Source organism: Paenibacillus uliginis N3/975 (assembly GCF_900177425.1).
Classification (GTDB): Bacteria; Bacillota; Bacilli; order Paenibacillales; family Paenibacillaceae; genus Paenibacillus_AQ; species Paenibacillus_AQ uliginis.
Genome location: NZ_LT840184.1, coordinates 5,930,541 through 5,952,626, shown reverse-complemented (window position 1 = coordinate 5,952,626; position 22,086 = coordinate 5,930,541). Strand labels below are relative to the sequence as shown.

The following is a 22,086-nucleotide window of genomic DNA, read 5'->3' as shown; positions in this document are numbered from 1 at the left end:
GGAACCTTATCATGTTAAATATGTTCATTGCTCAGACCAAAGCAGAAAGTCTACGAATCATCCGTAGCCCATTCTTCTTACTGTTCTCCATTGCAATGCCGCTAGCATTCTACTTTTTATTTGCTAGTCTGAATGGAGCGGATAAATCCATTCAATCGACAACATGGGGCGTATTCTCGCTCATGTCCATGACCGCATTCAGCTTGATCGGTACAGCGGTGAGTCAATTTGGTATTCGTCTATCGTTTGAGCATCAAGATGGATGGGTAGGATTGCTTCGATTAACTCCACTTACTCCGGCCGTCTGGATTAGCAGCAAACTTGTTGCACAAATGGCCATTCAATTGATCGTTATCGTATTTATCTTTTTGTCCGCTGGTTTGGTATATGATATACAACTTACGACAGGTCAATGGATCACTTGCGGGTTGTGGTTATGGATTGGAAGCTTACCTTTCCTTGCCATAGGCGCTTTGTTAGGAACTCTGAAGAATGCGAATACAACGATGGCGATTGCGAATATGCTGCAGATGGCACTTGCGATCATGGGTGGATTGTGGATGCCGCTAAGCTCACTGCCGAAGTGGATGCGATCGATCGGAGAATGGCTTCCTTCGCACCGTTACGCGAATGGAGCGTGGAATATGGTTGCTGGAAATGCGCCAGCAAGTATCGATGTCGTAATTTTGATAGGCTGTGCTCTCGCATGTATGGTACTATCAGTTTATATTTTTAACAGACGGGAAGCGGTATAATTGAATCGAGTAACTTGGCGGCTGTTTCCGGAATCGGAAGGGGTCGCCCCTTACATTTTACTAACCAATCTCTGTATACCCATCTATTTTCTGCTTCGAGAACCATCATCGATGCAGTGGCTAGGTTTTGTGCTGCTTGGATTGTTCGTTATACTCTTTCGACAATTCTATTATACTTCCAAGTGGGCTCTGCACATCATCGTAGCTCAGGTGGCCATTACCTTGATATTAGGTGCTATATTTCACCCGATGTATACATTTGTTGGATTTCTAATCGCAAATTCGCTCAGCAAACAAAAATTGCCGATCATGATCTCCATATCCATCTTATTCGCCATAGGAATGGGAGCGATTGTTGTTCCATACGTTGGTCATGCAGGTCCAGAATTGTGGATCGGTTTGCTGCCTCCTTTATTTGGCGTTTCAGTTATGCCATTTATAATTCGAGCTTCCATGCAATATAAGCAGATGGCAGAGCGACTTGAAGCGGCAGCCGTTCAAGTGGAACGCATGGCGCAACAGGAAGAACGACAGCGGATTGCGCGTGAATTACATGATACACTGGGGCATACGTTATCTTTAATCGCATTAAAAGGGGAAGTCGTAGAGAAGCTGGTTAAACGTCAACCCGAGAAGGCTGCACGAGAAGCGAGTGAAATACGAGAAACGGCGCGTGCCGCCTTGAAGCAAATGCGTGAATTGGTCACGGAGATGAAAGTAGCGTATTTCGTCGATGAATCTCATCACGCAATTTCACTTTGTTCAGCAGCGGGTATTCCTATGGAGTTCAACTATCGATCGGTATCGGACCCTAGTCCAACCGCATATGTAGAACGAGATGTTATAGCGAACATTTCTCTACCGTTAACACCGCTGCAGGAGACGATTTTAGCGATGTGTTTTCGCGAGCTCATAACGAACGTGGTTCGCCATAGCCAAGCAGCAAGCTGTAAAGTTCACTTAGATATTCAAGAAGGGGAAGTCCGTGTATCCGTTAGTGATGACGGCATTGGGATGGACCCGGAACAAGTCTCAACCAGCAGCAATGGTATGGCTGGATTACGGCAACGGCTTGTCCTTGTAGATGGTCGCATCTCGGTATCTTCATCCTCAGGCAAAGGAACTGAAATAACGATACATATACCCCGAACTATACGTGATGAGAGAGTAGGTACAATATAAATGATTCGAATTATTCTGGGAGAAGATCAACGGTTATTACGGGGAGCATTAGTAACCCTACTTTCATTAGAAGATGACATTGAAGTCGTCGGAGAGGCCGAAAATGGAGAAGAGGCGATATCTTTAATACAGCAACATCAGCCAGATATCGCTGTATTGGATATAGAAATGCCGTTAAAAACAGGGTTGGATGTTGCGGAATGGATTCAAAATACCAAAGTTACGTGTCGTGTAATTATCCTAACCACGTTCGCGCGCCCCGGATATTTTCAGCGCGCTATGCAGTCAGGCGTATATGGATACATGCTTAAAGATACTGGCAGTGAGGAAATATCTGATGCAATCCGCCAGGTCTATCAGGGGAAACGCGTTATTAATGCGGAGTTGTCTCTTGCGGTATGGGAGGATCAATGTCCACTATCAGCTCGTGAGCGTGAAGTTATGAAGTTGGCAGCTCAAGGATTAACACTTCAAGAAATTGGTGCGCAGTTGTTCCTATCCTACGGAACCGTGCGTAACTATATGTCGGAAGCGATTGGGAAGCTTAGTGCGAATACGCGAATTGAAGCAATTGATATCGCGCGTAACAAGGGATGGTTGGATTAATAAGGTAATAAGGTTCATACATATAACCCAGTCCACATAAGGGCTGGGTTTTCCTATGTATTAGCTATATTTTACCTCCTGCATACTTATCAGTATATTTTCAATCTTTTTGGCGTCGTCAGGATGAAACATATGCGATGACTTCTCGACCCAGAATAACTCTTTTGTTTTGGTGGCGTTCAATTGATCAAAGTATTTCTGAACTAGGCAGCCGTAAACATGAACATCTTTTCGTCCATGAATAAAGTAGATAGGTATATCGGTACTTTTTACGGTATTTAAAAAATTGACTGTCGAAAAATCTTCGATCATTTGCTGTGTGTAAGAAAACATGAAGCCTTTATAGAATGAATTGTAAATGTCCTTCAGAGTATAATCAGGCGAATAAAGCATAATCTTCATAGCGTCTATGAGACGAGGATGGTGAATTTCTTTATCCGTATATACCATGGAATTGTATTTCATTAGCCATTTTCGTAATTGTCCCCATTGCTTTAAGCTTTTCGTGTAAGGTGGTTCTCCTAATAGGGTTAATTCAGCAACAGCTTTTTTGTTACCTCTCTTTTTTGCTTCGTTTATTGCCCATTCCCGACAAAGTCGGTCGTTTTCAGGCCAATCTACAATCTGAGAAATTCCTGCGTAAGCATGCAATTTATTAGGGATTTTTGCTGCAAGGGATAGTCCGATCACGCTTCCCCATGAATGTGCAGCAATAAATATTTTATGTTGATTAAAACGGCTCCTGAGATAATCGACAAGCTCTTCTGCGTCAGAAATAAACTGAGAGAGATTCATTGATTCCTTAGGGATGCTTGGATGATATGACTTTCCTGTTCCTCTCTGGTCCCAAAATACAAGTACATAATGTTTAATAAGTTCCTTAGTGGAAGTTGCCACCGTGTAATCCCGAGATCTACAGCTTACCCCTGGCAGCGGCATGCTTGGGCCCCCATGAATAAATAGAAGTACGGGTTTGTCGATATGTTCAGCTTGTAATAAAATGGTCTGCTCAATCCCGCCAATATTCAACTTTTCAACTGTACTGATGCCAGTTTCTGATATTTCAAAGTCCCGCTTTTTGGAGAGAAACTTCAAATCGCACACCATCCTAGTTATAGGTATAATTAGGATAACTATACCATACGAGAAACTTGCTTGGTGCCATCAAATCTGTCAGTTTGGGACGCTGCTAGGACTACTAACTAAGGTTTATGAAAGGAGAAGTCATGGAAGGAAATAAAATTACGTATGAGTCAATGGATGATTATATTTCACAATTTCCTCATGAGGTTCAGGCAATACTTGAAACATTAAGAAAAGTTATTAAAGAGTCGGCGCCAGACGCAAAGGAAAAGATAAGCTATCAAATGCCTACTTTTGTGCTGCATGGAAATCTGGTGCATTTTGCCGCTTATAAAAATCATATTGGATTTTATCCAGCCCCAAGTGGGATTAATGCATTTAAACATGAATTATCTAAATATAAAGGGGCAAAAGGGTCCATACAATTTCCTATAGACAAGCCGCTGCCTTATGAATTAATAAGAAAAATCGTTCAATTTAGAGTTGCTGAGAATATAGAAAAAGCTGAAGGTAAATTAAAAAAGAAGAAATGATTTCTGGAGGATCAAAATGAAAAAAGTACTGGGGAAGATTAGAATTATTTTTATAGTTGTCATATGTATCTTGCTCTTAATCATTGCAGTTAGTTTTATCAATCATAGAATTCAATTGAAGAAAGAGTCGGCAATACTTTCTCCAATAGGAACTATGGTGAATGTGAATAACCACCAAATGCACGTATATACGGAGGGAAGCGGTGCTAAAACTCTAGTCTTTATGTCAGGTGGCGGCACTTCCTCTCCAGTGTTAGATTTCAAAGGGCTGTATTCTAAATTGTCTAACCAATATAGAATTGTAGTCGTAGAAAAGGCGGGTTATGGTTATAGCGAAACGGCAGCTGTCTCTCGTGATATAGATACTATATTAGAAGAGACTAGGACTGCTTTATCATTAGCAGGTGAACAAGCACCTTATATTCTATATCCACATTCAATGTCTGGTATCGAGGCTCTATATTGGGCACAAAAATATCCTGAAGAAGTAACTGCTATCATGGGACTTGACCCTGCTATTCCAGCAGCATATGAAAAATTTCCTCTGCCATCAGATTTCACGATGGGAATTACAAGTTTTGCTGCTCGGATCGGCATTACTCGTTTTTTTCCGTCCATAGTTAATTCTTCTGCTGCAATAGAAGAAAACCATTTATCAGAACAAGAAAAGAATATTTACCGAGCGATATTTTATGAAAAAACACAAACATCAAATATGAATGAAGAAGTTAAGATGATAGTAAACAATGCCCAAAAAGTATCAGAGGGCGGTATCCCTAATGTGCCGATGTACTTCTTTATATCGAATGGAAAAGAAGTGCCATTAGATGATTGGAAAAATCTTTTAATGGAGTACGTTGGAGCTGCACAGGATGGAAAATATATGATTTTGGATAGTGGGCATTATATTCATGACTACGAACCTGAAATCATTGTGGAAGAAAGCGTGAAATTTATAGAGAGTATCTGAACATTCAATAGGTAAATAAGGTGTCTCAGGCTGTCGACATTATAAAAATTTATATTAACTTCAACGGGAGGTAGAACAATGTACAATCAAGAACAAAGAACAATTACTACCAAAAGATTGATTTTAAGACCATTTGAATTATCTGATGCTGGGCGTGTCTGTGAGCTCTGCAATAATTATAATGTCTACAAAAGTACATTGACTCTACCTTATCCATACCCCATTGATTGTGCATTATCATGGATTCAAACACATGAAGATAATTTTAACAATAATAAATCATATGAGTTTGCCATTACTGATAAAAGTACAAACGAGCTTTATGGAGCTATAGGACTGTCAAATAAACAAACACACAGAAATGGCGAACTTGGATATTGGATAGGTGAGGAAAATTGGGGTAAAGGATATGCAACTGAAGCAACAAAAGCGATCATTGAGTTTGCTTTTTCAGAAAAGCATTACCACAAAGTATATGCGAGATACTTTGCTTCAAATCCCGGCTCTGGACGGGTTATGCAGAAAGTTGGCATGGTGCAAGAAGGTGTTTTATTACAGCATGTCAATAAAGAAGATAAATTTGAAGACCTTATTCATTATGGAATTTTAAACACTGGCATATAAGCATTTTCTACATTTCACATTATACTATTGCCATTAAGCGTATGTGAGGCAATTTACAATCTGAGACACCTCATAAGGTGTCTTTTTTCTTTCATTTCCCATCCTATCAAAGCTCATCAGCAATCCCTAACAATGCAATCCCTAGAATTACAACGATAATAACCGCATATTGCACCTTGCTCAACCGCTCTTTGAGGAATATTCGGGATAAGATGACCGAAAAAATGCTGTAGGAAGCAATAAGGGGTGCTGCGATAATGGCGTTGCTGGACATGGCGAACACATAGAAGAACTGCCCGGTTGTTTCAAAGATGGCAGCATAGCCTTTGACACGTTCTTTGAAGAGGTTGAACGGTTCTTTTTTAATAAACTTTAGGTATGTAAATGCCAATACAGCACAAATGAAAAAAGTGAACTCATAAGCGAGCAGGGCTGCATCTTCACTGATCAGTTTCAACTCGTCCAAGTAAACTGCATCGGCAAAGGTTCCGAGTCCATCGATTAAGCTGTATAAAATCGGGAAAAAGATGGCTATAAAGCCGATTTGATATTTTTTATCAATCTGTGTTGAACTGATCCGGAGTGATTCGCGTTCCGAATTTTTTTCCAAGATAGCAATTCCAATTACGCCAAAGGTAACAATAGTCACACCCAATATTTCAATGATGTTCAGTTCGTGAGTGAAAAAGATGAACAATAGTATGGCCGTAATGGCTCCGGAAGAATTCTGCACGGGAGACGCAATGGAAAGCTCAATATATCTCAAACCGATATAACCGATCGTCATCGACAAGATGTAAAGTGCAGATACAGGAAAATAGCGAATCATATCTGTGGGATCAAAGTTTATTCCCTGGATGAGCATATAAGCTGTGGCGTGAATTCCCATAACCAAGCCTACCATAATGACGATTTTAATATGGCTGAATCGGTCATTACTATCACTGCCTTTTTTATAAAATAGATCCGCACCTCCCCAAGCGAAAGCTGTTAATAAAGCAAATAAAAACCACATGAACAGTACTCCTTGTTGTAGATTGAATTAGATCAAATTGATCCCCGTATACGATCTTGGCACAAATAAATAGTTTAAAATACAATTGATCATTTGGTTATGGTATTTATCACTACGGTAGAGTACTGTCTATAATTTGAAAAGCAAAAAAGTGACCCGCAGGTGGGTCACTTTTTCTACAGTGTCCATGCCTGCGGGCCTAATACATTAAGAAGAAGTAAAACTTTATGTTGCTAATTGCTTTTGTTCATCATTATACTTTTCCATTTCTTTTACTCCTTTATGAAGGAGGACACAGAATACTACACACAGTACAGAAGCGGAAAGTAGTAAGTAGAATCCACCATTCCAACCAACATTATCAACCAGCACACCGAACAGAGTAGTACCGAGCGATGCTCCAAGAATATAGCTCAGGAATCCGCGTAAGCCTACTGCAGAACCAACAGCGAATGGAGGTACGACTTCTAACGTTTGTACAGAAGCCAAGAATTGTGGTACGTAAATTAAACATCCAATAATTGCAGCGAAAATAGTTGTTGTGAGCAAAGAACCACTTTGCCAGTAACCAATGATACAGAAGAAGATGAGTACCATTGCAATAATTGCAGGAGGCATACGATATCCTTTGAACAGCTTATCAGATAAGTAGCCTACCAAGAGAGTGGAAGGAATAGCAGCCCACTCGAAGAATAAGAAAGCAAGACCCATCTCTTCTTTGGAGAATCCTTTAACAGTCATCAAATAGATAGGCAGCCAGCTAATGATACCGAATCGAACCATGTATACGAATACATCCATCAGTGACACGTACCAAGCATTCTTATTGAACAGGACATAGTTCTTAAAGATTTGCCAAGCATTCAGATTTTCTGGAGCTTGTACATTACCTTTAGCCTTAATATTTATTTCTTTTTCATCCTCAACAATCTCACTCAACGGAGGCAAACCTTCGCTTACTGGGGAGCCTTTAGTAAAGGCCAATATAACTAGGGCAAATACGATGGCAATCGCAGCTGGTACCTGATAGCTTGCAGCTTGCCAATGATCTGGTCCCAACATAGCAAAACCGACACCAACGATTGGCGCTACGATCCCAGCGCCGATGTTATGCGATATATTCCATACTGCAACAATTCGACCTTTCATCTTATGAGGGAACCAATTCGAGAGGGTAATAAAAGAAGGTCCAACCCCCATACCTTGGAACACACCTAGCAACACAACGAGAATGGCAAACATCCAGAACCCTGTTGTGAACCCCAACATGATGTTAACAAGGGCACACAAGAGAAGGCCTAATGCCATATACCTTTTGGGATCAGCTTTATCTGCAAGACTACTCATAAGACCTTTGCTTATGCCATATGCAATGAGCATGCAACTGGTTAACAAACCAACTTCTGTAGAAGATAGGTTAAGTGCCTCTTTTAGATAAGGTGTTGACAATGAAAAGTTACTACGTACGACATAGTATGCCATGTAACCAAAAAACACACCTATTAGCGACTGCATTCGATAGCGCATGTATGTTTTTTGGACGTCCTGAGGCGCTACCTTAGAGGTAGTTACTTTGGGTCTTAAAAAGGAAATCATACAATTTCTCCTTCATGATAGTGTTTTCATTAATAGTCGTTGCAAAGTATCGTTACGATCACAACCTCTCCAGTGGAGTAGCGTATGCCACTGGTTTAATTATCAACTTGTTTGTTCTTGCAAACTATCAGCGAAGTTCTGATTTTATGTAAGATTATTTGGAAGTCGTGTCAGAAAAAACGACAATAACATATAAAAAATTCAGTAATATATCACATGACTGGTAAATAATTAACAAGTTCATAGAGCGTATTTAGAATTTGTACTATACTAGAGTCAGATTTGGACAAGTATATAGGCTTGCCAGAGGATGTATTCTAAAAGGAACGGAGGAAAATATGAAAGGGCTTTCAAACATGCTGTTGATCTTCCTGATATCATTATTTGCATCAGGATGCTCAAGTAGCCATTCCGACATCAATATCGTATTTTCTGAGGTAGAGCCTGTACCTGCCAGTACGGAGAAGGAGGAGCTGCCACCAGTGCGTGTAGCCATTTCAAGTGTGCTGTCACCGAGCGAGACGATTAAGCATTATCGAAAGATCGCTGATTATATCGGTAAACAGCTGGATAGGCCAGCGATCCTCATTCAACGCAAGAGCTATAATGAGATCGGCATGCTCATGATGAACGGCGGTGCTGACATCGCCTTGTTTTCATCAGGTGCATATGTAACCTATAATCAAGTTGAAGGAATTGAAGCGATTGCAATGCAGGAGCGAATGGGAGTTCCATACTACTATGGTTACCTTGTCGTCAATCAAGACAGCAATATTACGAATATTAGCCAGTTGAAAGGGAAAAGCGTAGCTATTGCCGATCCATCCAGTAATTCCAGCTATCTATTTTTAAGTGAGAAATTAGCTGAATTTGGTGAGACGCCGGAACATTTTTTCAGCAGATACACGTATACTTACAATCATGAAAAGTCACTTAATGCAGTTCGTAATCGAGTAGTCGATGCTTCAGCACTCAGCAGCTCGATCTATGAACAAGCCAAGGCGAAAGATCCAGAGTCGGTTGCCTCTTTGCGTATTCTGGACAAGTCAAAGCCTCTTGGAACAGGCCCTGTTGTCATCAACAGCAGTATTCCTGAAGAAGAGAAAAAGATAATTATGAACAGCTTCTTTAATATGCATAAGCAATCTGATATGAAGCAGGCTCTGGAAGGATTATTTATTGATCGCTATGTTCCTTTCGATGCGAAATACTGGGACGGCTTATGAAATTATTGAAGAAAATGAATATCAATCAAAAAATATTTGGAGTTATTATCGCTTCTTTAATTTTTCTTGCCTCCGCCTTAGGATGGATCATTTGGGATTCGCTTCATACGATCATGACAGATGAGCTTAAGAAGAGGGGCATTAGTGTAGCACACAGTATTGCATCGTTAAGCTCGGACTACATCCTTATGGATGAACAATACTCGATTCATCAGCTGATTTCACAAGCACAACTTACGAATGATGATGTTCGATATATATTAATTATTAATAGTAGTCATGATGTGGTAGGGGATACCTTTGAAGGATACTTGCCTAAGGGAATCATACAAGCGCATACACCTGAGAGTGGTCATACATTACAGGTTGCAACACTGATGTCAGATGAAGGAACAATCTATGATGTACTTATGCCGATCGAGGAGGGGGATGTAGGGTTTGTTCGCGTTGGTATGACGGATACGAAGGCTCAGACCTACATCAACATAAAGATGAAGGCACTGTTTTATGTAACGCTGTTCATCTGTGTAGTTACAGCGATAATTACGTATTATATGACTCGCTTCATTACGAGACCAATAAACAATCTAGTTGCGGTTGCTACAGGTATATCAGCTGGTAATCTGACGATGCGTGCAAGTATAACGAATAGCGATGAAGTAGGTAGATTAGGTAGTGCCTTTAATGAAATGGCTGATAAATTAATTAATTCTAACGCTGAAGTTGAATTACTGCTGAGAGAGCTTCAAGCGAAAGAACATCTCCGGGACAAGTTGATTCTGAAGCTACTGTCTGCCCAGGAAGATGAGAAGAAGAGAATATCGAGGGAACTTCATGATGAGACAAGCCAAGCGCTTGCATCCTTAATGGTCACGATGCGAATTTTGTCGAATGAAGCGAAAGACGCCGAGCAGCAGGAACTGCTTAACACCAGCAGAGATACTGCGGCGAGTATTTTACGGGAAATTAGAGATTTAGCTGTAGAGTTAAGGCCGCCAATATTGGACGATATGGGATTAGTACCCGCGATAAAAAAATTTGTGAAGAAATATGAGGAGAAATATCATATTGAAGTGGAACTATTCACACCAGATGAAGAGGATATTGGTATTGAAGGCCATATTGCTGTAGCGATGTATCGTATTCTGCAAGAAGGCATGACGAATGTTGCTAAGCATTCGGCTGCAACTCAAATATCTATAAACATGGAGATTCTCAAGCAGTCGGTTACCTTGATAATAAGGGACAACGGCTGCGGAATTCAGCGAGACGACTTTGAGTTGGCCCGTCAGCACAATCGTATCGGTATATACGGTATGAAAGAGAGAGCGGAGCTGCTTGGAGGATCTTTCTTCATATATCCAATAAGTACCGGAGGAACTGAGATCGTCGTTTCGATACCGCTAATATTGAATAAAGGGTGTAATGATGGAACAAACCATAACTATATTGATTGCTGATGATCATGCGTTGCTTAGGTCCGGCTTAAAGCTGCTGCTGCAGAAGAAGCCAGCCAATAAAGTGGTAGGTGAAGCTTCAAATGGCATTGAAGCTCTTCGGTTATACGAAGAGCTTAGACCACATATTTTAATTCTCGATATTAGTATGCCGCACATGGATGGAATAGAGGTGCTCAAAAAAATCAAGGCCTGTCACGCACACGCAAAAGTTATCGTACTTACGATGCATGAAGATGAGGATTATATAACAACTATTATGAAAGAAGGTGCAGTCGGATATATTCCGAAGGTGGCAGTTGATGAAGAGTTATATACAGCCATTGATACGGTTCAGAGCGGCTATGTGTATCTTCGACCACAAGATACACAAACATTGATTGCATCGGTGCTTCATAAAGCGCCGCAAACCGTAGAGGATAACAGCCCTTTTGTTATTTTGAGCGACCGTGAACGAGAAGTACTAAGCTATCTTGTAAGAGGGTATACGTTAGTTGAGACTGCACAACAGCTATTAATTAGTATCAAGACGGTGGATACCCATAAGACGAGGATGATGAATAAATTGAATCTGACTAAAAAAAGTGAACTTGTAGAATATGCAATAAAATACAATCTGTTGAGTGAAGATTAATCTTTCTAGATTCGCCCCAGATTACGAACATGACAATGAATACAACAGCAAACCGCCCGCCAGAATGATGGATATCATCGTTCTGGCGGGCGGGTGTGCCTCATGCAAAAAAAGATCATTGAGCAGCTGCGGCAGTCCGTCCCTATGATTGTTAATTAGGATAAACGAGTTCCACCCGATCACCTATCTTCACATTATTCTTAACCGGATCATAGAATGGACTGTCCATATGGATCGAGAGAACGTAGCCGTTGTCCTGAGGTATCGCCGAATTTCGCTCAGGATAATCGATTATGTTGGTAACGACTCCGTCTACTACGGTGAATTCCATTCCCCACTCATTCGATCGGGTGGAATCACCATATGCGTTGTCATAATACACGATTTTTCCTAACTCACGAGGTTCATTACTGTGTTGGATCGGAATAGACAAATCATTTACTTTCAATTCCGTGGGATAACGATAAGGGATAAGTTCTTTCGTTGTATAGGTGCCTTTTATATATTCGTACAAGTAATCATAGTATTGACGCACTTGCGGACTCTTGTTGTACGCCAAGTTCAGGATCGTCTTGTTTCCTTGATACCAAGCTCTGTAAGCATTCATATAACCATGCTCCACACCGCCGTTTAAATAATCAAGGAACCTTTGTGCATAGTTATTGCTCCCTATCATACGATCGTCAAACTCCATCTCAACAGCCATATTAAACGTCTTGCTTAAGATCGCCGCATCGTCAACTCGAGACTTATCCGTGCCGTCGAAAAAATGATTTGGCTGCAAGGCCGCATTATCGAGCCCGAGCTTCTTCCAATCGAACGGCTGGCCGCCATGGAAGTATGGAATCCAGAATAGCTTTTTGCCTACCGTGTGAGTCAATTCACTCGTCCACGTCACAATTTCTTCGGTATAAGGCGCTTCTATTTCGATGAACTCGTCATTCCAATACAAGCCGACCAGCTCTACATTACTGAAGTTGGCGCTCTCCCATTTGTTCATTACTTCATCAACGAACCATTTAATTGCCTTCTTCTTATTATCGAACGCTAGATCCGCACCTGCACTTGCCGAGTTAAAGTTCTCGGACACACCATCGCCATCTACATCACCAAAGTCAGTTTGCAATTCTGATGCCGTTGGAATCGTCATTACGAGTTTTACTTTATGTCCAGGTTGATTCAGCTTCTGGCCGATTTCCTTTACAGCTTCGTTCAGGTTATCAACGTCTCCACCTTGGTCGAACGTCTTATTCAAGAGCCATTCCCAATCCTGCTTATTCGATGGAGGGTATATTGAGTTGAAAGCCCGCCAATCTGGAGTCCGATAAGGTGCCATCAAATAGCCATCGATCATCCAATCGACAGGGTTCCCGTTCTTATCGACATAGGCAACGTACGGAATGTAATCCTCCTTACTCCAATCTCCCAAGTTGTTTGGATAGTATCCATTTGGAATGAGTACAAGATCATGAATGCCTGCTGTTTTCGACCCTGGCTGAAGATAGGACAATTTATCTGGTGGAAGCTTCTTGGCATGCTTCTGCTTGCCATCGTAACCCCATATCTCGACCTCATCGATGAACTTGAACCAATCCGCCATGAACTGTACTTTTACATATCGGGCATACGCCATCGTTCCTTTACCTTTGACATTTCGGAAGCCGTCCGTTTCCCCATTCCAGGAATATTGCTGTATATTCGGAGGTGTTTGCTGCCATAAGCGCTTTTTACTGCCGACATGGTTCAACGTTGACCAGCTCTGACCATCATTGGACACATAAAAGCTGACTGTGACAGGGAAGAAGATGCTGGAAGATGACTCTTGTAAAAACTGCGTATTAATCGATGCAATTGACTTTGCTTCTCCTAAATCGAACACAACTTCCTTGAGATGCCCCTTGAAAAATCCTACCCAGTTCGTATCTTGGAAGCTAGCTTCTGCCTTGATACCATCCGTTAACTGGCCACCCTCATCAGGGTAGTCTGGACTTGGAGGCTCTGACAACTGGTAGTTGAGACCATGGGCCAAGTTCTTTAGCTTTTTCGGAGCCTTTTTGCTCATCAAGCCTTCGATGTCTTCGCCCTCGTCAATTCCATCTACATTATGAATTCCATCAACCTCTTCAAGCTTACCCGGTTCCTCAGTCTCTTCAAACTCTTCTGCTTCATCATCCTCTTCGGTCACACTAGTTTCATCAGATTCTCCTATCGGCATTCCTTCTTCAGGCACTGTCTGCTCGATTTGTTCATAGCTCGCTGTTGTTTCCCCATATACCGGTGCGACAGTAAGCAGCATTAAGAAGAGCGATAACAGCGCGGACATATATTTCTTTCTCATCATTCATCCCACCCTTCATTGATTTTTTACTGACCATTAACGTCTACTTGTTGGCCATGAAAGCATCGATTTGCTTCTGCAATTCCTCTTGTATACGCTTGAGTGAAGGCCCGGCCTCTGCTTCGAACTTCTTCAATGTCTCTTCTGGATCGAGAACACCATTAAACATTGCAGGGTAATACTTGGCCTCTACCGTATTGTATTGACTGAGGTCGTTCTGCACGGCTGAAGAGTCGAATTCGAATCCTGTAAGAACATCCTTCGTAAAGCTGTCAGCATCGCGCAATACAGCTTCATATTCGTCATTACGCTTATCTCGGTCGACATCTGAACGTTCATCTATCGGGTTCCATACCCATACATATCCAAATCCCCAGTATCCTTTTGTATCGAGCAGCTTTACTTCGCTATCGCCAACAGGCTCCCAGTGCTTCCCTTGAATGCCGTAGGACAGCAAATCATAGTTTTCCTTCTCATTTGCCCAGTTCATGAACATCACTGCGCGTTCCTTATTTTTGCTTACCTTCGGCACAGCGAGGAAATTCCACTGCTTGAAGTTGGTCATATTGGCACCCTTGGTTTTATCAAAAAATGTGACGGTTTCCAAATCCCCATTCGGGACATTGTTTTTGAACTGCTGGTCAAAGGTAAGACCTGTACCGAACGATCCTTTCGTGACGATCGCAGCTTTGCCACTCATAAATGGCTGCAAGAAATCCTTGGCTGTCAAAATGTCTTTATATACGATCCCGTCATTATACAACTGTCTGGCATCCTTCAACCAAGACAATACTGGTTCAGGATCCTCGAACAGGTTATATACCTTGCCGTCATTATTCTTATAATACAGCGTCAGACTGCTTCCGAGCGCATGTGTGTAACGGACATGCGTATCATAATCGTTCAAGCTGCGTTGGGCTACAATGGATGACTGCTGCAATCCCGACGTTCCTCCCGCTGTGAATGGCGCGATGCCCGGCTCTTTTTCCTTCACCTTATAAGCAAAATTAATTAAATCTTCGTACGTTTTAATAGGAGGTATCCCTAGCTTCTCGCGTATGTCTTTGCGTACGACATAGGAGTTACCCGACATGTAGACGACACCAAGCGGTACAGCCATAATCTTGCCGTTATACTTATTCGCATCCCACATTTGCTGCGGACGCTTCTCCAGCACGGCCTTACCGTATTGCGCGAGCAAGTCGTCCAGTGGTTCATAGAACCCATCTGCGATCATTTGATTAATGTGAAGCCACGGTGCATCGAAGATAAGGTCGATATTTTCCCCCGAAGCAAGCGTCACTTGTGTCTTCTGACCCAAATCAGCCCATGGTACGAAAACAATGTCTAACTTGACATTGATCGTATCCTTCATCCGTTGTTCAGCTTCTGCGATAACCTCATCCATATCTGGTGGACGATCTCCTGGAATCATGATTTTAAGTGTAACCGGTTCCAATTTAGTGCCTTCTTTATCTGTTTGATTTCCCTTAGATGATTCTGGTGCTGGCGTATCATTCGGCGCTTTCGAGCAACCTACGGCCAGAGATAATGACAACAGCAGCACAAGTGAGAAGGTAAGCCAACGTTTCATTCTCATTTCCTCGCTCCCCCTGAATAAGTGATCTGGAGTTAACCTTTAACAGACCCTAGCGTCATACCCTTAATAAAATATTTCTGCACGAAAGGATACACGAGAACAATCGGTCCAATCGTAATACATACAATGGCTAGCTGCATGCCATATGTCGGAATCATAATGTTGTAGTCCGTCTGACTCCCACCAACGTAAGACATCGCATTCAAGTTGGACATTAGCTGGCGGATCATAATTTGTAGCGGATGCATCTTGTAATTATCAATAAAGAGAAGTGACAAGTACCAGTCATTCCAATACTGCAGTGCATAGAACAGTGCAACCGTAGCGATAACCGGCAATGAAACAGGCCATATGACACGAAAGAAGATATGAATGTCATTCGCCCCGTCCACCGTTGCGGCTTCATTCATCTCGTAGGGCAAGGAGCGGTAGTAGGAAACGAGAATGAACGCATAGAACGGGTTGAGCAGGTAGGGGAGAATAAGCGCCCATAAGGAGTCTTTGAGATGCAGCCAGTTGGCGATTAGCATATAAAACCCGACGAGCCCTGCACCGAACAGCATCGTTAGAAAAGTTAAGAACGAGAGTACGTGACGATACTTCACCTTCGGATGGCTTAGAACATACGCATAGGTTGCTGTAAGGGTGACGCCAAGCATCGTTCCTGCAATCGTAACGAACAATGTGACACCATAGCTTCGGAATACCTGCTCCCCTGACAATAGAAAGGTGTAGGCATCCAGACTAAACGAAGTCGGAAATAACTGATACCCGGAGGTTTGAATAACCGACTCGTCTGCAAAAGAGTTAATCAGCACAATCCAAAAGGGGATGAAGCAGATCAACGCAAACCCGATTAATAGCACGTAAACAACGCCAAGGAACAATCGCTCCCGCATTTTAATCACACCTTAGAACAATCTAGAATCTGAATCGACCTTGCGTGCAAGCCAATTAAATAGAATAACTGTGATAAGCCCCATAAATGACTGATAGAGGATGATCGCGGAGGACATACTGAAATTGCCCATTTGCCGCAACGCACGATACGCATACGTATCGATGACATCTGTAGTTGGGAACAATACGCCAACGTCTCCTATGAGGGCATAGATCATGCCGAAATCTCCATAGAAAATTCGTCCTATACCAAGCAGCGTCAAAACAATAATGATTGGGCGCAGCAGTGGAAGAGTAATGTAAATGATTTGCTGCAAGCGGCTGGCCCCTTCAATTTTGGCGCACTCATAATACTCTGATGAAATACTCGTTATGGAGGCCAGGAAGATAATCGAGTTATACCCTGCTATTTTCCAGACATATACGAACGTCAAAATAAACGGCCATACACTTGGAGTTAGGTACCAGTCCACTCCTTCGTATCCAAGAGCGACCAGCGCTTGGTTCAGCATCCCTTCGGATGAGCTAAACATCGTCTGTACCATCATGCTGACGACAAGCCATGAGATGAAGTACGGTAAAAACACAAAGGACTGCGCTGTCTTCTTGAACCACTTGTTGGTGACTTCATTCAATAGCACGGCGAGCACTACCGCAGTACCTATACCGAATACCAGAAACAACCCGTTCAAGAACACGGTGTTCCATGTAACACGCAGCCAGTCCTTACCCATAAAGAAAAACTCGAAATTTTTAAATCCCACCCATTCGCTGCCAAACAGTCCGTCAGAGAGACGATAGTTCTGGAAGGCAAGCAAATGCCCAAGCATAGGGGTATACGCAAATATAAGCAGGAACAACATGCCTGGAAGTGCAAGCAAATACAAGTACCGATTTTTCACGACCTCATGGATAAATCCATTATTCTTTCCTTTATTACTCCTCAATAATTCACCTCCTCACGATCAATCAATGTGATGTATGTGTCGTTCAACATGGTTATCGTAGCAGTGGTTCAGCAGCCTTGGATAGTTCTCAGTGGTCGAAAAAGGTTCTTATATGGCTTCTGCACGGGTAATCATTATTCCAGTCAGGTTCTGTACTCATTTATAAAGCTTGGTAATCAGCCACTCGCTCCATTGATCTGCTGATAACGATATTGGGCCGGTGTCATTCCAGTCGCTTTCTTGAATGCCGTAAAAAAATGACTCTTCGTCTGAAATCCTGCCTGCTGCGAAATTTCAGCAACGCTCATGTCCGATTGTTGAAGCAATTCCTTCACTTTCTCGATCCGCAAATTCAAAATATAATTGGATAATGACATACCGTATTGGTCAAGAAACAACTGACGTACATACTTGGCTGACAGTGCAATGTGATCGGCAATATTCTCGACAGACAGCCTTGGATCGTGAATGTGATATCGAATATATTCAATAATTTCATCTACGATCTTCCCTTTGCGGTTCAAGCTTTTCTGGTCACCGAGCAGAGAGATGATTCGAGCAATCTCATGTTTCATCCACAGGTGTATGTCTTCAAGTTTTGCAAATTTTTTTAAGTGACTTTCAATTCCCTCTACATGATGTACGGTGGTAAGCTGGCTAAATGATCTGACGAAGGAGAAGAGCATCAATTTCAGCTGGAATTGACATTCGGAGTATTTCATCGCTTGCAGCCGTATAAACCATTGTTCCAGCAAATTAAAGGATTGCTCATTCTTGCCGCTACGGATCGACTGAATGAGGAGGTCCTGCAAGGTGTCATCCGGTTGGTATTGTAAATCTGCGTAGCGCTCATATTCTTGCTCTGTATATATTTTGTCATCCCCGCTTACGAATTTGAACAACGTCAATTCTCGTAAGTCGTCGTATACCGCGCGCAGATCATCACGAACATGCTTTGCTGTGCTGCATGCAACGGTTATGTTGAGCTGAACATAGCGTGTCACCATACGGCTCAGTTCGCTCAACTCTTCAGTCAAGTCGGCCGCATGATCGGCAACACCTATAAGGAGGAGCAGGTGGTCACCGCCGAAATCCACAACCTCGATTGAGCGATCCTTATTGCCGAGCAGCTCTTCCGCAATGTTGCCAATTGCATATTTCAACAGTCTCTGGGAGGTGAAATCGTAACGCTCTGTAGTTTCGTAGAAAGCATCTATTTTGACAACGGACAGCCTTATCCATTCGTAATTGAGTATCCTTGATTCATGGGAAAGAGCCTCTCTTGCGTTGTCGCTCAATCTGCCCTGCAATATCCATCGCCGTAAATATTCTGTCTTGATCAGAGGGGAGTGATCTCGCAGTAAAATAACGCTTTGTTGAATGGCGTCAATGTCGCTCTTGGCTCGAATACCGAGCTTGCCATGGATTTGAGTCGCAAGGACTCGAAAAGGCTTGAAGAAGATATGTGAGTTCCAGAGTACAGCCAGCAGCAACATGATGAGCAGTAGAATCGAGCATAATACGATCATCTGTTGGAAGGAAGTCACCTGAGTACGGAACTGTTGCATGCTGGACAGGGAATAAATCGTCCAATCTTGAGAATCTAAATCGGCATAATTCACGTATGCAGTCTGTCCTTTTACTTTCAGCTCGAAGGAGCTCTTCTTGGCGTCTGTTCTCGAACTCATCACGCTAGTCATCATTTCTTCATCCATCTGACCCAAAATCGTCTGCCCAGAATGGTCTATGAGTGTCACCTGATGATCCGTATCGCCTTCCCCGGAAATAAGATAGTTCTGCAGCACTTGTTTATTTAATAGCACGACCAAATATCCATACTGTTCCTTCTTGACATAAGAAGGCGGAATCATCAAGGTTATATATGATTTACCCCCTGTCTCATGATGAAAATACCGCAATAAGAACGGGTCCTTCTGCTTAACCCGCTCCAAAATAGTCCTATCTGTAAACTCGTCGAACGGAAGGAGACCAACATTGAAATCCATCACTTTTTCCCTGCGCATATTAAATAAGTAAGCGCCTTCAAAAAAGGACTCCTTTGATAAATACTTTGACAATGTCTGAAGGGCTGCGGCATCCAGCAAGGGATCATCCTCTTGGGAATACATCCAGTTCTGAATCGTCTGATCCTCATACATGTTCAAGCCGTACCACTTCAGTTTAGCCAGGATGAATTCCGTACGGTCTAATGTTTCCTCTATTCTGTCTCGGTTGATATATCCAAGCTGGGAGGAGGCATAATCTGAGAACCGCTGAACCAGAAATAAGGAAAACGGGAAGATAATGACGGTAATCAAGATGCAGCTCCACAAAAAAATGCGCAAATACGTTGATTTGAACATAAGCTAAATGTCGCTCCCCCTTCTACTTTGTCAGGAAACTGTATACAATTTTGGGTTCTATCATAACCTAATCCCCTTGTTTTTGCCTAGTTCTCGTTCGCCTGTCAAGTTCTCAATTGTCTAATCGCTTATTATCTAGAGCTCCGCTTGCCGGAGCTGGGGGTGGAAAGGTAGATGCCTTAAGAGCACAAACGACACTTACCTAGAATAGGTAAGTGCCGTTTTTTTATCGCTTCACTTATATCACTTAAAAAGGATTCAGAACATGATAAAACACGTTTGGCGAGGCCATACGGTAATAATGACTGCACCAGCCGACACCTTTATGGTTGAAGCGGTTGGTTGTGCTGTACACTAATCGTTCCTGCTCCAGTTCTTCAATGCTCGTAATTCGTCCCTTTACATAGTCAAGAATTCTGACTGATGCGGTATCCAAACGGTTGATGACACCGCCATAGCGAATGTCGATCACTTCCCAGCCGAAGGGTTTGAACATCCGAAGCCACTGCGTTCGGTGTGCGGCACGTAGTTCTTGAACCGCTTTCGAAATGGCGGGCAGTACGTTCGTTCCTATGTGTCTCAGTGAATCGGTATCCTTGGCGTCATAAGCTTGCTTTAATAAGATACCGATCTCGCTTTTGCGTTTCAACACGGCGCTTAGCTTCTCCGGCATTTCAAACAGATAATCAAGCTCTGCGTCGTTGTCGCGTTTTTCACGTATTCTTTGCTCTAACTCGGCATAGTGGTCCGCCAGATTCAGACCTTCAATTTGCTTGTCGAACAACCCAAGAAGCACATCTTGGTACAGCAAAAATTTCGAAGGGTTGCTTTGTTTGGCGTTGTTTGGCTCCTGCCCAGGGATTTCGTCCAGATCCTTCAGCTGCAGGAATGTATCCATCTCAATTCCCGTACAGAATTTAACTCGCTCCGCTAGCTGAGCTTGCGTTGGTTTTTGTTCCGAGTAAGCGTGTTCGGCATAGAGCTGCAAACCAAGCAGCGCAGCGAACGGATTTCCCTCATTGCCGTCGTCTCCCCACATGGTCGCGTACACCTCGCGGATGCCTTCCTGCTTGCATACTTGCAATGCGACATCCGAAGCGTTCAAGGATAGTCCGTAGTTCACGCCGAACGTGTTGAAAATCCACACCGCTCCCGCGAATACCAGGTTGCAGCCGAGCGGCCGGTGATTGGCAATCACCTTCTCGTAATCCTCTGGCTCCATATGGACGTAGTCCCAATACACCATATCAACGTCTTTGGGGATACGGCGAGCCATTTCCTCAGGAATGGAGGTTTCTTTATCGTAATATTCGTCACCGTTTCCAGATGCGAGCTTCAAGAACATATCGCTCCACATCATCGGTTTCAGACCACGCTTGCGAACGGCTTCCAATACCTTATCTAAATGCGCAACCATAATATTAAAACGGCTCTCGTATCCGTTAAGGTCCAAATATTTACCCCGCCCGAGCTCCTCCGCTTCGTCCATTCCGATATGAATCTTCTTGCTGCGGAACGGTGCACTTGCTGCCTCGATCATCCGCTCAATCAGAGAATCCGTCTGTTCGCTTCCGACTAGCAGGGCGCCTTTCGTATCACGGTAATGCTTGATCGGCTCCCATTTCAGGAATTCCTCCAGATGCGCGAGGGTTTGGATGCTTGGAAAAGCCTCAATGCCGAATTGGTCGGCGTAATCGTCAATTTCTTTTAGCTCTTCTTGCGTGTAACGACCTCGCATGTATCCGAAATAGGGATCCCCTTCGATTTCGTATGTATCTTCCATATACAACATAACGGTGTTCATTCCCATTAAAGCCATTTTATTCAGCATGAATTTAAAGCTGTCCACCGTGAGTACCGCGTTGCGGGATAGATCGAACATGGGTCCAATCTGGTCAAACTGCTGCTTTTCCCGAATATGAAAGGTATGGCTCTTGCGACTATGTTGAATGAGTAAACCAAACCCTCGGAAAAATTGGTGCTTCCTTCCGTAACGAATGTAAGCGTGGTCCTGCTCGCGACCGACTTCCAGATCACCTTCCGACGATCCTATGTGAACGGGTATTCCATCCTCCTGTAAGTCAACACCAAGCTCGTGCAACAGTAATTGTACACCGGGCATGATATCCGTAACATCGCCCTCAAAACGTAACTTCATTTAAAATCCCTCCTGCATCTATGATTTTGTGAAGGAAAACATAATAACATTATAATGTTTAATCTTATTCTAATACTATGGGGAAAACAATAATTACTT

The 22,086-nt window shown here is 42.8% G+C and carries 18 protein-coding genes; 9 read left to right on the top strand and 9 right to left on the bottom strand.

The features are described from left to right. The first annotated feature begins 11 nt into the window (after positions 1–11). Genes B9N86_RS27665 through B9N86_RS27655 form a run of 3 tightly spaced genes read left to right on the top strand, consistent with a single transcriptional unit; the run spans position 12 to position 2,543 of the window. Entirely contained in the window at positions 12–755 is a 744-nt protein-coding gene (locus tag B9N86_RS27665) for an ABC transporter permease (RefSeq protein WP_208916255.1), read from the top strand. Continuing rightward, positions 756–1,937 (top strand): sensor histidine kinase, encoded by a 1,182-nt coding sequence (locus B9N86_RS27660; protein ID WP_208916254.1) that lies wholly within the window; start codon positions 756–758, stop codon positions 1,935–1,937. Then, positions 1,938–2,543 (top strand): response regulator transcription factor, encoded by a 606-nt coding sequence (locus B9N86_RS27655; RefSeq protein ID WP_208916253.1) that lies wholly within the window; start codon positions 1,938–1,940, stop codon positions 2,541–2,543. It begins immediately after the preceding gene. Positions 2,544–2,603: 60 nt separating this feature from the next. On the opposite strand, the gene B9N86_RS27650 is transcribed toward B9N86_RS27655, so the two are convergent. Next, positions 2,604–3,638: an alpha/beta hydrolase gene (locus B9N86_RS27650; RefSeq protein ID WP_244562872.1), complete on the bottom strand. Its 1,035-nt coding sequence runs from the start codon at positions 3,636–3,638 to the stop codon at positions 2,604–2,606. A 131-nt stretch (positions 3,639–3,769) separates the two neighbouring features. Between B9N86_RS27650 and B9N86_RS27645 the strand changes: the two genes are divergently transcribed. From B9N86_RS27645 to B9N86_RS27635, 3 genes are all read left to right on the top strand, one after another. Further along, a complete protein-coding gene (locus B9N86_RS27645; protein ID WP_208920865.1) occupies positions 3,770–4,159 on the top strand; it encodes an iron chaperone in 390 nt (129 codons plus the stop codon). A gap of 16 nt (positions 4,160–4,175) precedes the next feature. Continuing rightward, a complete protein-coding gene (locus B9N86_RS27640; RefSeq protein ID WP_208916251.1) occupies positions 4,176–5,129 on the top strand; it encodes an alpha/beta fold hydrolase in 954 nt (317 codons plus the stop codon). A gap of 78 nt (positions 5,130–5,207) precedes the next feature. Then, positions 5,208–5,753, top strand: coding sequence for a GNAT family N-acetyltransferase (locus B9N86_RS27635; RefSeq protein WP_208916250.1), 546 nt, complete (start codon positions 5,208–5,210; stop codon positions 5,751–5,753). A 106-nt stretch (positions 5,754–5,859) separates the two neighbouring features. Here B9N86_RS27635 and B9N86_RS27630 read toward each other — a convergent pair whose 3' ends face one another. Continuing rightward, positions 5,860–6,768 (bottom strand): EamA family transporter, encoded by a 909-nt coding sequence (locus tag B9N86_RS27630; RefSeq protein WP_208916249.1) that lies wholly within the window; start codon positions 6,766–6,768, stop codon positions 5,860–5,862. Between the two features lie 225 nt (positions 6,769–6,993). After that, complete coding sequence (pgtP, locus tag B9N86_RS27625; protein ID WP_208916248.1) at positions 6,994–8,364, bottom strand: phosphoglycerate transporter PgtP; 1,371 nt, start codon at positions 8,362–8,364, stop codon at positions 6,994–6,996. Positions 8,365–8,702: 338 nt separating this feature from the next. Here pgtP and B9N86_RS27620 point away from each other — a divergent pair, with 338 nt between their 5' ends. Genes B9N86_RS27620 through B9N86_RS27610 form a run of 3 tightly spaced genes read left to right on the top strand, consistent with a single transcriptional unit; the run spans position 8,703 to position 11,681 of the window. Next, positions 8,703–9,590, top strand: coding sequence for a substrate-binding domain-containing protein (locus B9N86_RS27620; protein WP_208916247.1), 888 nt, complete (start codon positions 8,703–8,705; stop codon positions 9,588–9,590). A gap of 14 nt (positions 9,591–9,604) precedes the next feature. Next, positions 9,605–11,050 (top strand): sensor histidine kinase, encoded by a 1,446-nt coding sequence (locus tag B9N86_RS27615; protein ID WP_244562871.1) that lies wholly within the window; start codon positions 9,605–9,607, stop codon positions 11,048–11,050. Further along, on the top strand, positions 11,019–11,681 hold the full coding sequence (locus B9N86_RS27610; RefSeq protein ID WP_208920863.1) for a response regulator: 663 nt from the start codon (positions 11,019–11,021) through the stop codon (positions 11,679–11,681). Before B9N86_RS27615 ends, B9N86_RS27610 begins: the two co-directional genes overlap by 32 nt. Before the next feature lie 151 nt (positions 11,682–11,832). On the opposite strand, the gene B9N86_RS27605 is transcribed toward B9N86_RS27610, so the two are convergent. The 6 genes from B9N86_RS27605 to B9N86_RS27580 form a co-directional block, all read right to left on the bottom strand. Then, the gene (locus tag B9N86_RS27605; RefSeq protein ID WP_208916245.1) at positions 11,833–14,022 is read right to left on the bottom strand and encodes a DUF4855 domain-containing protein; all 2,190 of its coding nucleotides are present in this window, start codon (positions 14,020–14,022) and stop codon (positions 11,833–11,835) included. 40 nt (positions 14,023–14,062) lie between these two features. Continuing rightward, complete coding sequence (locus B9N86_RS27600; RefSeq protein ID WP_208916244.1) at positions 14,063–15,619, bottom strand: ABC transporter substrate-binding protein; 1,557 nt, start codon at positions 15,617–15,619, stop codon at positions 14,063–14,065. 32 nt (positions 15,620–15,651) lie between these two features. Then, a complete protein-coding gene (locus B9N86_RS27595) occupies positions 15,652–16,518 on the bottom strand; it encodes a carbohydrate ABC transporter permease (protein WP_208916243.1) in 867 nt (288 codons plus the stop codon). A gap of 12 nt (positions 16,519–16,530) precedes the next feature. Then, on the bottom strand, positions 16,531–17,466 hold the full coding sequence (locus B9N86_RS27590; protein WP_208916242.1) for an ABC transporter permease: 936 nt from the start codon (positions 17,464–17,466) through the stop codon (positions 16,531–16,533). Positions 17,467–17,642: 176 nt separating this feature from the next. Further along, entirely contained in the window at positions 17,643–19,829 is a 2,187-nt protein-coding gene (locus tag B9N86_RS27585) for an AraC family transcriptional regulator (protein WP_208916241.1), read from the bottom strand. Positions 19,830–20,076: 247 nt separating this feature from the next. Continuing rightward, positions 20,077–21,987 carry a beta-N-acetylhexosaminidase gene (locus B9N86_RS27580; protein ID WP_208916240.1) on the bottom strand — a complete coding sequence of 637 codons (1,911 nt, stop codon included), beginning with the start codon at positions 21,985–21,987 and terminating at the stop codon, positions 20,077–20,079. Positions 21,988–22,086: the final 99 nt, after the last annotated feature.

Bases quoted from the DNA above. Each gene is read 5' to 3' on its own strand.
- B9N86_RS27665 (WP_208916255.1), top strand. From the start codon at position 12: ATGTTAAATATGTTCATTGCTCAGACCAAAGCAGAAAGTCTACGAATC.
- B9N86_RS27655 (WP_208916253.1), top strand. From the start codon at position 1,938: ATGATTCGAATTATTCTGGGAGAAGATCAACGGTTATTACGGGGAGCA.
- B9N86_RS27645 (WP_208920865.1), top strand. From the start codon at position 3,770: ATGGAAGGAAATAAAATTACGTATGAGTCAATGGATGATTATATTTCA.
- B9N86_RS27640 (WP_208916251.1), top strand. From the start codon at position 4,176: ATGAAAAAAGTACTGGGGAAGATTAGAATTATTTTTATAGTTGTCATA.
- B9N86_RS27635 (WP_208916250.1), top strand. From the start codon at position 5,208: ATGTACAATCAAGAACAAAGAACAATTACTACCAAAAGATTGATTTTA.
- B9N86_RS27630 (WP_208916249.1), bottom strand. From the start codon at position 6,768: ATGTGGTTTTTATTTGCTTTATTAACAGCTTTCGCTTGGGGAGGTGCG.
- pgtP (WP_208916248.1), bottom strand. From the start codon at position 8,364: ATGATTTCCTTTTTAAGACCCAAAGTAACTACCTCTAAGGTAGCGCCT.
- B9N86_RS27620 (WP_208916247.1), top strand. From the start codon at position 8,703: ATGAAAGGGCTTTCAAACATGCTGTTGATCTTCCTGATATCATTATTT.
- B9N86_RS27615 (WP_244562871.1), top strand. From the start codon at position 9,605: ATGAATATCAATCAAAAAATATTTGGAGTTATTATCGCTTCTTTAATT.
- B9N86_RS27610 (WP_208920863.1), top strand. From the start codon at position 11,019: ATGGAACAAACCATAACTATATTGATTGCTGATGATCATGCGTTGCTT.
- B9N86_RS27605 (WP_208916245.1), bottom strand. From the start codon at position 14,022: ATGATGAGAAAGAAATATATGTCCGCGCTGTTATCGCTCTTCTTAATG.
- B9N86_RS27600 (WP_208916244.1), bottom strand. From the start codon at position 15,619: ATGAGAATGAAACGTTGGCTTACCTTCTCACTTGTGCTGCTGTTGTCA.
- B9N86_RS27595 (WP_208916243.1), bottom strand. From the start codon at position 16,518: ATGCGGGAGCGATTGTTCCTTGGCGTTGTTTACGTGCTATTAATCGGG.
- B9N86_RS27585 (WP_208916241.1), bottom strand. From the start codon at position 19,829: ATGTTCAAATCAACGTATTTGCGCATTTTTTTGTGGAGCTGCATCTTG.
- B9N86_RS27580 (WP_208916240.1), bottom strand. From the start codon at position 21,987: ATGAAGTTACGTTTTGAGGGCGATGTTACGGATATCATGCCCGGTGTA.